This window comes from Paraburkholderia sp. J7 (assembly GCF_905220155.1).
Taxonomy (GTDB): domain Bacteria; phylum Pseudomonadota; class Gammaproteobacteria; order Burkholderiales; family Burkholderiaceae; genus Paraburkholderia.
This window is the reverse complement of the sequence record NZ_CAJMYZ010000033.1, coordinates 15,465-28,761: the sequence shown is the minus strand read 5'-3', so window position 1 is coordinate 28,761 and position 13,297 is coordinate 15,465. Positions and strand designations below refer to the sequence as shown.

General features: G+C 66.7%; 11 protein-coding genes. 6 read left to right on the top strand and 5 right to left on the bottom strand.

Annotated features, from left to right (window positions below):
- The first annotated feature begins 11 nt into the window (after positions 1-11).
- Together iolE and iolB are read left to right on the top strand one after the other, a co-directional pair.
- On the top strand, positions 12-926 hold the full coding sequence (iolE, locus tag U5A58_RS36190; protein ID WP_321964960.1) for a myo-inosose-2 dehydratase: 915 nt from the start codon (positions 12-14) through the stop codon (positions 924-926).
- Entirely contained in the window at positions 923-1,726 is an 804-nt protein-coding gene (gene iolB, locus U5A58_RS36185; protein ID WP_321909147.1) for a 5-deoxy-glucuronate isomerase, read from the top strand. The genes iolE and iolB overlap by 4 nt, the downstream gene beginning before the upstream one ends.
- A gap of 73 nt (positions 1,727-1,799) precedes the next feature.
- On the opposite strand, the gene U5A58_RS36180 is transcribed toward iolB, so the two are convergent.
- Positions 1,800-3,482, bottom strand: a complete 1,683-nt coding sequence (locus U5A58_RS36180) for a methyl-accepting chemotaxis protein (RefSeq protein ID WP_321909149.1) — start codon at positions 3,480-3,482, stop codon at positions 1,800-1,802.
- Between the two features lie 429 nt (positions 3,483-3,911).
- On the opposite strand from U5A58_RS36180, the gene U5A58_RS36175 reads away from it, so the two are divergent.
- From U5A58_RS36175 to U5A58_RS36165, 3 genes are all read left to right on the top strand, one after another.
- Positions 3,912-5,168, top strand: a complete 1,257-nt coding sequence (locus U5A58_RS36175) for an MFS transporter (protein WP_321964959.1) — start codon at positions 3,912-3,914, stop codon at positions 5,166-5,168.
- Positions 5,169-5,383: 215 nt separating this feature from the next.
- Complete coding sequence (locus U5A58_RS36170; RefSeq protein WP_321909151.1) at positions 5,384-5,869, top strand: adenosine-specific kinase; 486 nt, start codon at positions 5,384-5,386, stop codon at positions 5,867-5,869.
- A gap of 8 nt (positions 5,870-5,877) precedes the next feature.
- Positions 5,878-6,789: an ATP adenylyltransferase family protein gene (locus U5A58_RS36165; RefSeq protein ID WP_321964958.1), complete on the top strand. Its 912-nt coding sequence runs from the start codon at positions 5,878-5,880 to the stop codon at positions 6,787-6,789.
- Between the two features lie 27 nt (positions 6,790-6,816).
- On the opposite strand, the gene U5A58_RS36160 is transcribed toward U5A58_RS36165, so the two are convergent.
- The 3 genes from U5A58_RS36160 to U5A58_RS36150 form a co-directional block, all read right to left on the bottom strand.
- A complete protein-coding gene (locus tag U5A58_RS36160; protein WP_321964957.1) occupies positions 6,817-7,260 on the bottom strand; it encodes a thioesterase family protein in 444 nt (147 codons plus the stop codon).
- Between the two features lie 52 nt (positions 7,261-7,312).
- A complete protein-coding gene (locus U5A58_RS36155) occupies positions 7,313-7,843 on the bottom strand; it encodes an NUDIX domain-containing protein (protein WP_321964956.1) in 531 nt (176 codons plus the stop codon).
- 181 nt (positions 7,844-8,024) lie between these two features.
- Positions 8,025-9,245 (bottom strand): YbfB/YjiJ family MFS transporter, encoded by a 1,221-nt coding sequence (locus U5A58_RS36150; RefSeq protein ID WP_415774344.1) that lies wholly within the window; start codon positions 9,243-9,245, stop codon positions 8,025-8,027.
- Between the two features lie 97 nt (positions 9,246-9,342).
- Between U5A58_RS36150 and U5A58_RS36145 the strand changes: the two genes are divergently transcribed.
- Positions 9,343-10,284, top strand: coding sequence for a LysR substrate-binding domain-containing protein (locus U5A58_RS36145; RefSeq protein ID WP_321964954.1), 942 nt, complete (start codon positions 9,343-9,345; stop codon positions 10,282-10,284).
- An 83-nt stretch (positions 10,285-10,367) separates the two neighbouring features.
- On the opposite strand, the gene alaS is transcribed toward U5A58_RS36145, so the two are convergent.
- The gene (gene alaS / locus U5A58_RS36140) at positions 10,368-12,995 is read right to left on the bottom strand and encodes an alanine--tRNA ligase (protein ID WP_321964953.1); all 2,628 of its coding nucleotides are present in this window, start codon (positions 12,993-12,995) and stop codon (positions 10,368-10,370) included.
- Positions 12,996-13,297: the final 302 nt, after the last annotated feature.

The following is a 13,297-nucleotide window of genomic DNA, read 5'->3' as shown; positions in this document are numbered from 1 at the left end:
GAGGAGCGCACATGAGCGCATTTGAAGTACGCATCGGCATCAACCCGCTGTCGTGGATGAACGACGACCTGCCCTCGCTCGGGGGCGAGACGCCGCTCTCCCAGGCGCTGACCGAGGGCCGCGAGATCGGCTATGAGGGCTTCGAGTTAGGCAACAAGTTTCCGCGCGAGCCGCAGGCGCTCAAGGCGCTCCTCGCGCAATACGCTCTTTCGCTCGTGTCCGGATGGTATTCGGGCATGCTCGCGCGGCGCAGCGTCGAGGAAGAGATTGCCGCTGTCGACAAGCATCTGGACCTGCTCGCGCAGAACGGCGCAACGGTGATGGTGTACGGCGAGGTCGCCGATTCGATCCAGGGCGCGCCGCGCCCGCTCTATCAACGGCCGCGCTTTTTCAGCGACAAGCAGTGGGACGAATACGCCGCGCGCGTGGATGCATTCGCGCGCCACACGCTCTCGCGCGGCGTGCGGCTCGCGTACCATCATCACATGGGCGCCTACGTCGAAACGCCCGCCGACGTGGACAAACTCATGGCGCGCACGAGCGACGCCGTGGGCCTGCTGTTCGACGCCGGCCACATGACGTTTGCGGGCGGCGACCCGGTTGCCGAACTCGACAAGCACATTGCGCGCGTGTGCCATGTGCACTGCAAGGACGTGCGCCCCGCCGTCATGAAGCTGGCGCGCAACCGCAACTGGAGTTTTCTCGACGCCGTGCTGGCTGGCGCGTTCACCGTGCCGGGCGACGGCGCCGTCGATTTCCCCGCGATCATCGCGCGCCTGAAACGCCACGGCTATCGCGGCTGGCTCGTCGTCGAAGCCGAGCAGGACCCCGTGATCGCACCATCGTACGAATATGCGCAAAAGGGTTACCGTACGCTGCGCACGCTCGTCGATGCTACGGACACCCAATCGAAGGAGGCAGCATGACACTGCTGGTCAAGGCCGCGCGCGAGGGCCAGACGATCGCGCGCGTCACGCCCGATACCGCGGGCTGGCGCTATGTCGGCTTCGCCGCCTATCGGCTCGAGGCGGATGAAGTGGTCTACGTATCCGAACCCGATCGCGAAAGCTGCATCGTCGTGCTTTCAGGTGCGGTCGATATCGAAGCCGGAGGCGAGCGCTGGTCGAGCCTCGGCTCGCGCGACAGCGTGTTCGAAGACGCCGCGCCTTATGCGCTCTACGTGCCGCCCGGCGTCAAAGCGACCGTGCGCGCGAAACGCAATGCCGAAGTGGGCGTTGCGAGCGCGCCCGCGAAGGGCACGCTGCCCGTTCGCCTCATCGAGCCCGCCCAGATGAAGCGCTCCACGCGCGGCAAGGGCGCGAATACGCGCTACGTGTGCGATATCCTGCCGCAAGACGCGCCTGCGGAATCGCTGCTCGTGGTCGAGGTGCGCACGCCTTCGGGCCACTCGTCGAGCTACCCGCCGCACAAGCACGACGCCGACCGCTTGCCGCAGGAAAGCGCGCTCGAGGAAACCTACTATCACCGGCTCAATCCGCCGCAGGGATTTGCGTTCCAGCGCGTGTACACCGACGCGCGCGATCTGGACGAAACGATGGCCGTGGAAAACCACGATGTCGTGATGGTGCCGCGCGGCTATCACCCGGTCGTCGTCCCATATGGCTACGACTCGTACTACCTGAACGTGATGGCGGGTCCAACGCGCGAATGGCACTTCCACAACGACCCGGCGCACGAGTGGATCATCGAGCGCGACGCGAAGTAATGCGTCCATAAAAAAACGCCGCGTGGTGCACCACGCGGCGTTTTTTGTTGCGCACGCAACCAGGCTGCGAGCGTTAAGCCAGCCGGAATTTCCCCACGAGGCGCTTGAGCACCTTCGCCTGATCGTCAAGCGATTGCGCCGCGGCGGTCGCCTCTTCCACGAGCGCCGCATTCTGCTGCGTGCCGGCGTCCATCTGCGTGACCGCGCGGCTGATTTCCTCGATGCCCGAGCGCTGCTCGCGCGAAGCCGCCGAAATTTCGCCGATGATGTCGTTCACGCGCCGCACGGCCTTCACGACTTCGTCCATCGTCGAGCCCGCGTCCTGCGCCAGCGTCGAGCCATTGGACACGCGCTCGACCGATGCGCCGATCAGCGCCTTGATCTCCTTGGCCGCCGCCGCGCTGCGTTGCGCAAGGCTGCGCACCTCGCCCGCCACCACGGCGAAGCCGCGCCCGTCCTCGCCCGCGCGCGCCGCTTCCACGGCCGCGTTGAGCGCGAGAATGTTGGTCTGGAACGCAATGCCTTCGATCACGCCGATGATGTCGGCGATGCTCTTCGCGCTGTCGTTGATCTCCTGCATGGTTGCGACCACGCGGCCCACCACCGAGCCGCCCTTCTCCGCGATTGCCGATGCGTTGCCCGCGAGCGTGCTGGCCTGCTCCGCGTTCTCGGCGTTCAGCCGCACCGTGGACGTGAGCTGCTCCATGCTGCTCGCCGTGCGTTCGAGCGCCATGGCCTGCTCTTCGGTGCGGCGCGACAGATCGAGGTTGCCGGTCGAGATTTCGCCCGAGGCGGAGGCGATCGCCTCGGCGCTCGCGGCGATCTCGGCCACCGTGGTCGAGAGGCCCTTTTGCATGTCGCGCAGCGCGCCGAGCATGCTTGCCGCGTCGCGCGCATGAACCGAGACGGGCTGCGCGAGATCGCCAGCCGCGATACGGGCCGCAATGGCCTTGGCGTGCGCCGGTTCGCCGCCCAGTTGCCGCGCGATGCGGCGCACGACCCATTCGCTCACGAAGAACGCGAGCACGAACATGGCCACGGTCGCCACGGCCATCATCACGAACGACGACTTGAAGATGAACTCCGCCTTCTCGATCGTGGCTTTCGCGGCTGTGCCGCGCTGCGCAACGAGGTCGTTCACGAGCGTTTCGAGCTTGCCGGTCTCCACGAGCAGCGACACGTCCTGCGTGCCCACCTGCCAGCTCATCTGCGAGAGATCGAGCGGCTGCTGCTTCACGAGCGTCACGAAGTCGCGCAGATGGCCGCTCCACGTCGTGGTCGCGTCCGCGAGCTTCTTTTGCAGTGCGAGCGCGTCGCCGCCCTGCTCCTGCGCGTACTGCTGCAGTTGGCTCACGCCGCGCTCGAGCGCGCCGAGATCCTTGTCGATGTCCTGACCCAGTTCTTCGCGCTCGCGCGCCGTGGTCGCCGTGAGCAGCATCTTCTGGGCGCGGCTCGCGCGCAGCACGTGACCGCGCGCTTCCTCGGCGGCGCGGCTCGCGACGTAGCCCTGTTCGTAGATCGATTGCGTCGAGCCGTTGAGACGGCTGATTTGCGCGAGTGAAACAGCGCCGATCGCAAGCGTGCCGATCAGCACCAGCGCGAAGGCGAGGCGCAGTGTGGCCTTCACGGAAAGCCGGGAACTGCGCGTTGCAGCGCCGGTGCGTCCACCCTTGTGCAATTGCGCGTTCGCCGCGCTGCCTGCCGGATCCAGCGGCACGAAGCCCGCGTGCCTGCCGCCTTGCGGTACTGCTTTCATTTTGGTCTCCAGCATTGTTGTTCGGCCTAGCGCCACCGTTCTTGATGTGCGTTACGCCTCAACTCCGGTCTACGGCACGCCGTCGCGCAATCTTTAACCCCGCCTTTTACCCCTGCGGCGCGCGGCGCGGCTCGTATTCCGGCCCCGTATTGCGCACCTCGTGGGCGCGCACATCGCCGGTTTATACATGGCCAAAATGAAACGCCAAAAATCCCGGATCAATTTCGAGTATTGGCTCCAGCCCATTGCGGCGTTGGGCCGCAGGGCAACCGTGCGCCGCTCGTGTCCGATTCTCGACAAATCTTGTCCGTACGGTTCGAGCAAGACACATTACACTGCGCTCATAACTCTTATACATGTCCTTTCATGCCGTCGCCGCTGCCCGCCTGGGGTGGTGCCCGCTGAAAACTCTCTGCTGCTACCGAAAACATGGAAACCAGTCTCGACAAGCGCGCTCTGCCGGGCGCCGCCGCGGGTTCGTCCGCGGCCGCTTCCGCCCCCGCCGCGGTGCAACGCACCGTCTATTCGGTGCTCGGTGCGATCAGCTTCTCGCACCTGCTCAACGACATGATCCAGTCGCTGATCCTCGCCATCTACCCGATGCTCAAGGACAACTTCTCGCTGTCGTTCACGCAGATCGGGCTCATCACGCTCACCTACCAGATCACGGCATCGATGCTGCAGCCGCTGGTGGGCGTCTATACCGACAAGCGGCCGCTGCCGTATTCACTGCCCGTCGGCATGGGCTTCACGCTGTGCGGCCTCCTGCTGATGTCGGTCGCGCCAAGTTTTGGCGTGCTGCTCGTGGCAGCGGCGCTGGTGGGCTGCGGCTCGTCCGTGTTCCATCCGGAATCGTCGCGCGTCGCCCGCATGGCCTCGGGCGGCCAGCATGGTCTGGCGCAGTCGCTCTTCCAGGTGGGCGGCAACGCGGGCTCGTCGCTCGGGCCGCTGCTCGCCGCCGCGATCGTCATTCCGCACGGCCAGCGCAGCATCGCGTGGTTCTCGGCAGCCGCGCTCGTCGGCATGGTCGTGCTCACGCAGATCGGCCGCTGGTACAAGGCGCATCCCGCGCTGAAGAAAAAGCGCGCCGAGGTGCCGCACGTGGCGCTCTCGCGCACACGCGTGGCGGGCGCCATCGGTGTTCTCGTGCTGCTCGTGTTCTCGAAGTACTTCTACCTCGCGAGCATCAACAGCTACTTCACGTTCTATCTGATCGACCGTTTCCACCTTTCCGTGCAGGCCGCGCAGATCCATCTGTTCGTGTTCCTCGCCGCCGTTGCCGCAGGCACGATCATCGGCGGTCCGGTGGGTGACCGCATCGGCCGCAAGTACGTGATCTGGGTCTCGATTCTCGGCGTGGCGCCCTTCACGCTGCTCCTGCCCTACGCCAACCTGTTCTGGACCGGCGTGCTCACGGTCATCATCGGCGTGGTGCTGGCCTCGGCGTTCTCGGCCATCCTCGTGTATGCCCAGGAACTGATTCCGGGCAAGGTGGGCATGGTCGCGGGTCTGTTCTTCGGCTTCGCGTTCGGCCTTGGCGGCATCGGCGCAGCGGTGCTCGGCCAACTGGCCGATGCCACCAGCATCGCCTTCGTCTACAAGGTCTGCTCGTTCCTGCCGCTCATCGGCATCCTCACCGTGCTGCTGCCCAACGTGGAAGGCAAGCGCGCGAAGAAGGCCGCATAAGCGCTGCAGCACGCCTCATTGCCCAGCACAACGGCCGGACGCCCCTCGGGGCTCCGGCCGTTGTGCTTTGTGCGCCTGCACACGCTTTGCCTCGCCGCGACTTCGTACTAGGCTTGTTGTTGGCCGCCGACGCTCGCCCGCCAGCCATCCCGGCCATGGCCGGCCAGACGAGGCGAGATGCGGCGCTTCCGAGACGCCCGCCCACGAGGTCCGTCATGCAACTGTCCACGGTAGAGATCGAAAAGCCCGAAGCCACCAACTTCATCCTTGGCCAGACCCACTTCATCAAATCCGTCGAGGACCTGCACGAGGCGCTCTACGGCACGGTGCCGGGCATCCAGTTCGGCCTCGCGTTCTGCGAGGCGTCGGGCAAGCGGCTCGTGCGGCGCTCGGGCACGCAGGACGCGCTCATCGAGATGGCGACGCAAAACGCGCTGCGCATCGGCGCGGGTCACTGCTTCATCGTCTTTCTCGGCGACGGCTTTTTCCCCATCAACGTGCTCAACACGATCAAGGCCGTGCCCGAGGTCTGCCGCATCTTCTGCGCCACCGCGAATCCAACGCAGGTGCTGATTGCGGAAACCGATCAAGGGCGCGGCATCGTCGGCGTGGTGGACGGCATGCCGCCACTCGGCGTCGAGGCCGAGGACGACGTCCGCTGGCGCAAGGACCTGCTGCGCGCGATCGGCTACAAGGCCTGAGCGCGCCCATGGCAGCACTGCGCGAGGCCATCGAGCGGCAGACGGCGCACGCGCTCGCGTGCGGCGCGCTCCACTCCATCGAGACCGCGCATACCTTCATCGACGATGGCGGCGTGCGCTTTTACGTGCGCGTGGCGGGGAATCTTGCGCGCAAGGAGACGGCACGGCTCGCGTCGCAGACTTCGGTTGCGTCCGGCTCGCAGCCGCCGCGCGATCCGTTCCTGCCTTACGAACCCGATCTGTTTGTCTGCGACCTGTCGCCCACGCACGTCGCGCTGCTCAACAAGTTCAATGTGATCGACCAGCACCTGCTGATCGTGACGCGCCGCTACGAGCCGCAGGAAGCGCTGCTCGACGCGGCTGACTTCACCGCGCTGATCGCGGCGCTGCGCGAGATCGACGGTCTCGGGTTCTACAACGGCGGCGCGACGGCAGGCGCGAGCCAGCCGCACAAGCATCTGCAGATGGTGCCGCTGCCGCTCGCAGGCGACGGGCCTCGCGTGACGCCCCTCGAAGCCCTGCTCGGCAGCGCGCAGGCGGTTCACGGCGCGCGTCCCATCGCGATCGTGCCAGGGCTCGCGTTTCGCCACGCCTTCGCGCGCCTCGACCTCGGCCCCGCCAAGGCCACGCCGGACGCCGCCGCGCAGGTCGCACTCGACTGCTATCGCGCGCTGCTAGACGCGGCGAGCGTGCGCGCTATCGACGTGGGCGGCGTCGCGCATCAGGGTGCGCCGTACAACCTGCTCGTCACGCGCAAGTGGATGCTGGTCGTGCCGCGCACGGCGGAATGCGTCGAGGGAATCTCGGTGAACTCGCTCGGCTTTGCCGGTTCGTTCTTCGTGCGCAACGCAGCGCAGTTGCAGACGCTCACGCAACTCGGCCCGATGACGGCGCTAGAACGCGTGAGTGTGGCGCGCTGAGGTGCGCGGACGTGCGCTGAAGTGCGTTCAGCGCTCGACCACGAGCGGCTCGAGCGCCGCGCGAAGCGCATCGGGCAACGCGCTCACGGGCCGGCGCGTCGCACGATCGACGTAGACGTGCACGAAATGCCCCTGCGCCGCGGGGGGGTCCTCGCCTTCGCGAAAGAGGCCTACCTCATAGCGCACGCTCGACGAACCGAGCCGCGCCACACGCAGCCCCGCCTCCACGCGCTCGGGAAACACGAGCGGCGCGAAGTAGTTGCACTGCGTTTCGACCACGAGCCCGATCGTCGTACCGTGTTCGATGTCGAGCGCGCCCGCGCGTATCAGATACTCGTTCACCACGGTGTCGAAGTAGCTGTAGTAGACGACGTTGTTCACGTGGCCGTAGACGTCGTTGTCCATCCAGCGCGTGCCGATCGGCAGGAAATGGCGATACCCGGAGCGGGCGACGGTGACAGGTCGGTTCATCAGCGTAATCCAGGGAGGGCGTAGCGGGAAAGTGTCGAGCGTCTTGCGGCCATCACTGGCCCGGACGCTCGACGAACTCGAACGGCAGGCCGCGCCGGCGCATCCATTCGCCGAGCGCCTGACCCGTGCCGGCGCGCCACGGCCGCAGCTTCGCGGGCTCGACGAGGCGGTATTCGAGCAGTTCCGGCGAGAGCGCAATCGTGCCCGACGCCTTCACGTGATACGCGATGATGAGTTCGTTCTTGCGGATGAATTCATACACGCCAACCAGTTCGACGCTCTCGGCGCGCAGCGCGGTCTCTTCACACACCTCGCGCGCGATGCCCTCTTCGGGCGTCTCGCCGTTTTCGAGAAAGCCGGTGATGAGCGCGAACATGCCTTCGGGCCACGCGGCGTTGCGGGCGAGCAGAATGCGGCCCTCGTACTCGACGATCGCCGCCACGACGGGCAGCGGGTTGTTCCAGTGGACGTAGCCGCAGGCGTGGTCCGGGCAGGCGAGACGCACGCGGCCGCCTTCGTGGTCGGGATCGGCGCGCTCGGTCAGGCGCGTGGCGCAGCGCGGGCAAAACTGGTAGTCGCTCATGGGGGAAAAGGCACGGGTCGATGGCGCTGCGAACCCGCTGCGCGGCCCGGCGGGCACGCTCGCGGCTCGCGCGAAAGCGTCCATTCTAGTGTGCTATCGGCACGCGCGTGCGACCGTGCAAAACCGGTGCGATGCCGAGTGCCCGCCGTTTTCACGACCCTGTACGACCTGACGGCTCACACTAGCGCGCCGCCTCGCGCGTGAGCCACACCCGCCACAGCAGCCCGAGCGCCCCGGCCACTAGCGCGCCCGCCGCGAGCCACAGCGACGGCGAGAACGAGCCCGTCGACGCCGCGAGCGGCGCGGCCACGAGCGGGCCCGCAATCTGCCCGACACCATAGGCGGCCGTCGCATAGCCCATCTGCGCGGCCGCATGCTCGCCGCGCAGAAGGCGCGCCTCGCGCATCGCGAAGAGCGTGATCGCCGTGAACGGCAATCCGATCAAGACGCTGCCGAACGAAAATCCCGCGGCGTTGGGCCAGACGATACCGAGCGCGATACCCACGGCCTGCAGCACGTACGCGCCCGCCAGCATCACGCGGTTGTCCCAATGCAGCGGGAAGCGCGCCGCCAGCAGCGCGCCGGCGATCAGCGCCGCGCCGAACATCGGCCAGAACAGGTCGGGCCACGCCGAGCCGGGCAGCGCGTGGCGCGCGATCACGGGCAGGAACGTCGCCGTGATGATGTAGCCGAAGCCGGGCACGCCATACAGCAGCACGAGCCAGAATGCGTCCGCGCGGCGGTCTTTGCCCGTGTCGTGCGCGGTGCCGGCCGCCGTGCTCGCGGCGACGCGAGGCGCCAGCGCGCGCATGTCCTCGCCAAAGGCGGGCCAAACGAGCGCGGCGAGCAGCGCGCTGATCAGCCCGAAGCCAATCCACCCCGTGTGCGCGCCGAGACCGCCTGCCGCGCTCACGAACAGCCCGGTCGCGATAATGCCGACGCCCGGACCGGTGTAGATCACGCCGCCCCACTCGTTCGCGCCCAGTTGCGCAAGCCGCCTCAGGCCCCATTGCGACGCGAATACGAACGTCCATGCGCTCACCGCGCCCGCCACGAAGCGCACCGCCGCCCAGATCCAGAACTGCTCGGTGAGGCCCATCGCGAGCGTGAGGAGCACCGTGGCCACGAGGCCCGCGCGTACGATCTTTGCGGGCGCCATGCGTAGCGCGACGCAACTGAGCGCGCCGACGAAGTAGCCCGCGTAGTTCAGCGATGCGAGCCAGCCACCGTGGCGCAGGTCGAGCGCGCCGCCGTGCAGCATCAGCGGCAAGAGCGGCGTGAACGCGAAGCGCCCGACACCCAGGGCGACGGCGAGGGTCACCATGCAAGCCAACGCCGCGCGGCGCCCGGCATGCGGGCGTGGCCCGGAAACGCAGGCGGCGCGGGGGACGTAATCGTTCATGAGTTCAGTGGGTTAAGCGATCGCCTACCATCGTAGGCAATTCTATCGTTCACGAAAAATGAATTATCATGAATCAATGCATCCCGAGGAGAGAACCATGGACCTCGCCGAACTGGCGATTTTCCGGGCGGTCGTCCGGGAAAACGGCGTAACGCGGGCCGCCGCCAAACTCAACCGTGTGCAGTCGAACGTGACCACGCGCATCAAGCAACTCGAAGATCAGCTCGGCACGCCGCTCTTCACGCGCGAGGGCCGGCGTCTCATTCTCACGCCCGCTGGCGAAACCCTGCTGCCCTACGCCGAGCGTCTGCTCGCGCTTGCCGACGAAGCGCGCCATGCGCTGAAGGCCGGACGCCCGGCGGGACGCCTGAGGCTCGGCACCATGGAAAGCGCTGCGGCAAGCCGTCTGCCCGGCCTGCTTGCGCACTATCACCAGACGTGGCCCGAGGTCACGCTCGAACTGGAAACGGGCACGACGGGCACGCTGATCGAACGTCTGCGCGAATACGAAATCGATGCGGCGCTGATCGCCACGCCGCTCGACGGCCTGCCGGACCCCGAGGTGTTCGACGTCGTGCCGGTCTATCGCGAGGAACTCGTGATGCTCACCCCGCGCGGGCACCGGGCAATCCGTCAGCCTGGCGATATCGCGCTCTCCACGCTCGTCGCGTTCGAGCGCGGCTGCGCGTATCGCGCCTACGTCGAGCGCTGGTATCTGGAGCACGGCATCCGGCCGTCACGCGTGCTGGAACTGGGCTCGTATCACGCGATCGTTGCGTGCGTGGCGGCGGGCGCGGGTGTGGCCGTCGCGCCGCGCTCGGTGCTCGAACTGCAACGCAGCGCCGACGAGGTCACGGTGCATTCCCTTGGCAAGCTCGGCCAGATCGACACGCTGCTCGCCTGGCGGCGCGGTCACTTTTCGCCCGCGCTCGGCGCGTTGAAGGACGCGCTGATGGAGCACGCGCAACGCACAGGCTGCGCGGCGCTGCCGTTAGCAGGTGAAGCTGCGGCGACGGCGGCAGGCCTTCACGCCATTTAAGCCGCGCGGAAAACAAAAAGGGCTGCCCTCACGGACAGCCCTTTTTTCATCGCAAAGCGGCAATCACGCCGCCGCGCCCCGTATTACAGCTTCGCTTCGACCCAGCCCTTCACGCCGGCAAGCGCGGCAGGCAGGTTGGCAGGCTCCGTGCCGCCCGCCTGCGCCATGTCGGGACGGCCGCCGCCCTTGCCGCCCACCTGCTGGGCGACGAAATTCACGAGTTCGCCGGCCTTGACCTTCTTGCTCGCCTCGGCGGTCACGCCGGCGATCAGGCTGACCTTGCCGCCTTCCACCGCCGCCAGCACGATGGCCGCGCTCTTGAGCTTGTCCTTGAGCTTGTCCACGGTCTCGCGCAGCGTCTTCGAATCGGCGCCGTCGAGCGTCGCGGCGAGCACGTGCACGCCGTTCACTTCGATCGCCTGGCCGACGAGCTCGTCACCCTGACTCGAAGCGAGCTTCGACTTGAGCGCGCCCAGTTCCTTTTCCAGCGACTTGACCTGGTCCTGCACCTGCGCGATGCGCTGCGTGAGCTCCGAAGGCTGCGCCTTCAGTGCCGCCGCTGCCGCGTTGATGCGGGCGTCGAGCTCCTGCACGAAGCGTACGGCGTTGTCGCCCGTGATCGCTTCCACGCGGCGGATGCCCGCGGCCACGCCGCCTTCCATCACGATCTTGAAGAGGCCGATGTCGCCGCTGCGATGCACGTGCGTGCCGCCGCACAGCTCGCGCGAGAAGCCGAGGTCGAGCACGCGTACTTCGTCGCCGTACTTCTCGCCGAACAGCGCCATCGCGCCGCCCTTCACGGCATCGTCGTACGACATCACGCGCACAATGCCGGGCGCGTTCGCGATCACTTCCGCGTTGACGATCTGCTCGACACGGCGGATTTCGTCATCCGTCATCGGCGCGTTGTGCGCGAAGTCGAAACGGGTTTTATCGGCGTCGACGAGCGAGCCCTTTTGCTGCACGTGCGCACCGAGCACTTCGCGCAGCGCCTTGTGCATCAAGTGCGTGGCCGAGTGGTTGCGCGCGGTGCGGGCGCGGCGGATGGCGTCGATTTCCGCCTTCACGACGTCGCCAACCTTGAGCGTGCCTTGCTCGAGCGTGCCGTGGTGGCCGGAAACGTCTGCCTGAACCTTGAGCGTGTCGGCAACGGCGAAGCGGATGCTCGCGTTCGAGATCACGCCCTGGTCGCCCACCTGGCCGCCCGATTCTGCGTAGAACGGCGTGTGGTCGAGCACGACCACGGCGTCCTGGCCCGTTTTCACTTCGTTGACCGAGGAGCCGTCAACGTAGAGCGCGACGACCTTCGCGTCGTCGAACACGATTTCTTCGTAGCCGTGGAACGTCGTCTTCGCGCCCGAGTATTCGAGGCCCTGCGTCAGCATCTTGAACTTGCCTGCCGCGCGCGCCTGCTCGCGCTGACGCGCCATCGCTTCGTCGAACGCCGGCTCGTCGACCGTCATGTTGCGCTCACGGCACACGTCGGCCGTGAGGTCGAGCGGGAAACCGTACGTGTCGTGCAGCTTGAACGCGAGTTCGCCGTCGAGCGTCTTGCGGCCCTTGGCCTCGAGGTCTGCGAGTTCGGCTTCGAGGATCGACATGCCGTTCTCGATGGTCTCGAAGAAGCGCTCTTCTTCCTGGCGCAGAACGTCCGTCACGCGTTGCTGCGCTTCGGCGAGTTCCGGGTAAGCCGCGCCCATTTCGGCGACGAGATCCCCCACCAGCTTGTGGAAGAACGCGCCCTTCTTGCCGAGCTTGTAGCCGTGGCGGATCGCGCGGCGCACGATACGGCGCAGCACGTAGCCGCGGCCTTCGTTACCCGGAATCACGCCGTCGACGATCAGGAACGAGCACGCGCGGATGTGGTCGGCGATGACCTTCAGCGAGTTGTTCGTGAGATCGGGCGTGTTCGTTTCGCGCGAAGCCGCCTTGATGAGGTTCTGGAACAGGTCGATCTCATAGTTGCTGTGCACGTGCTGGAGCACGGCGGCAAGGCGCTCGAGACCCATGCCCGTGTCGACGCACTGCTTGGGCAGCGGCGTCATGTTGCCCTGGGCGTCGCGGTTGAACTGCATGAACACGAGGTTCCAGATCTCGATGAAGCGGTCGCCGTCTTCCTCAGGAGACCCCGGGGGGCCGCCCCAGATTTCCGGGCCGTGGTCGTAGAACACTTCCGAGCACGGACCGCACGGGCCGGTATCGGCCATCTGCCAGAAGTTGTCGGAAGCGTAGCGCGCGCCCTTGTTGTCGCCAATGCGGATGATGCGCTCGACCGGCACGCCGATTTCCTTCGCCCAGATGTCGAAGGCTTCGTCGTCTTCCTGGTAGACGGTCACCGTGAGCTTCTCTGCCGGCAGCGCGTAGACCTTGGTCAGCAATTCCCAGCAGTAGTGGATCGCGTCGCGCTTGAAGTAGTCGCCGAACGAGAAGTTGCCGAGCATCTCGAAGAACGTGTGGTGGCGCGCCGTGTAGCCGACGTTCTCGAGGTCGTTGTGCTTGCCGCCGGCGCGCACGCTGCGCTGCGCGGTCGTGGCGCGCGAGTACGGGCGCTTGTCGGTGCCGAGGAACACGTCCTTGAACTGCACCATGCCCGAGTTGGTGAAGAGCAGTGTCGGGTCGTTGCCCGGCACGAGGCTCGACGAGCGCACGATCGTGTGGCCCTTCGATTCGAAGAACTTGAGGAATTTCTCGCGGATGTCGGCGGCTTTCATGGCGTGCGTTGGGTCCTTCCTGGGGCGTCCGGTGCTTCAATCTTGGTCGTGGTCGGGGCCCCGGCCGGTGGCGAAAACCCCGATGCTGAATCGAACGATTATACGGGATCGCCGCGCGCTCGCGGCGGCGCGCCCCGCGTGGTTTGCATGGGCGCGACACGGCGTGCGGCGGCGACGGGTCGCTCGATTTTGTTCCGCAGTGCGGAACTTTGTACCGAATATTGACGCGGTCCCCGCCTTTTCGCTTACTATGGGCGGCATCGGCCAGCGCGCCATGTGTGCTCGCGGCCTGCCTTAGAACG

Excerpts from the sequence above, each read along its gene's own strand:
- U5A58_RS36170 (WP_321909151.1), top strand. The coding sequence starts at position 5,384 with ATGCAACTGTCCACGGTAGAGATCGAAAAGCCCGAAGCCACCAACTTC.
- U5A58_RS36155 (WP_321964956.1), bottom strand. The coding sequence starts at position 7,843 with ATGAGCGACTACCAGTTTTGCCCGCGCTGCGCCACGCGCCTGACCGAG.
- U5A58_RS36165 (WP_321964958.1), top strand. The coding sequence starts at position 5,878 with ATGGCAGCACTGCGCGAGGCCATCGAGCGGCAGACGGCGCACGCGCTC.
- U5A58_RS36180 (WP_321909149.1), bottom strand. The coding sequence starts at position 3,482 with ATGAAAGCAGTACCGCAAGGCGGCAGGCACGCGGGCTTCGTGCCGCTG.
- U5A58_RS36145 (WP_321964954.1), top strand. The coding sequence starts at position 9,343 with ATGGACCTCGCCGAACTGGCGATTTTCCGGGCGGTCGTCCGGGAAAAC.
- iolE (WP_321964960.1), top strand. The coding sequence starts at position 12 with ATGAGCGCATTTGAAGTACGCATCGGCATCAACCCGCTGTCGTGGATG.
- alaS (WP_321964953.1), bottom strand. The coding sequence starts at position 12,995 with ATGAAAGCCGCCGACATCCGCGAGAAATTCCTCAAGTTCTTCGAATCG.
- U5A58_RS36160 (WP_321964957.1), bottom strand. The coding sequence starts at position 7,260 with ATGAACCGACCTGTCACCGTCGCCCGCTCCGGGTATCGCCATTTCCTG.
- iolB (WP_321909147.1), top strand. The coding sequence starts at position 923 with ATGACACTGCTGGTCAAGGCCGCGCGCGAGGGCCAGACGATCGCGCGC.
- U5A58_RS36150 (WP_415774344.1), bottom strand. The coding sequence starts at position 9,245 with ATGAACGATTACGTCCCCCGCGCCGCCTGCGTTTCCGGGCCACGCCCG.
- U5A58_RS36175 (WP_321964959.1), top strand. The coding sequence starts at position 3,912 with ATGGAAACCAGTCTCGACAAGCGCGCTCTGCCGGGCGCCGCCGCGGGT.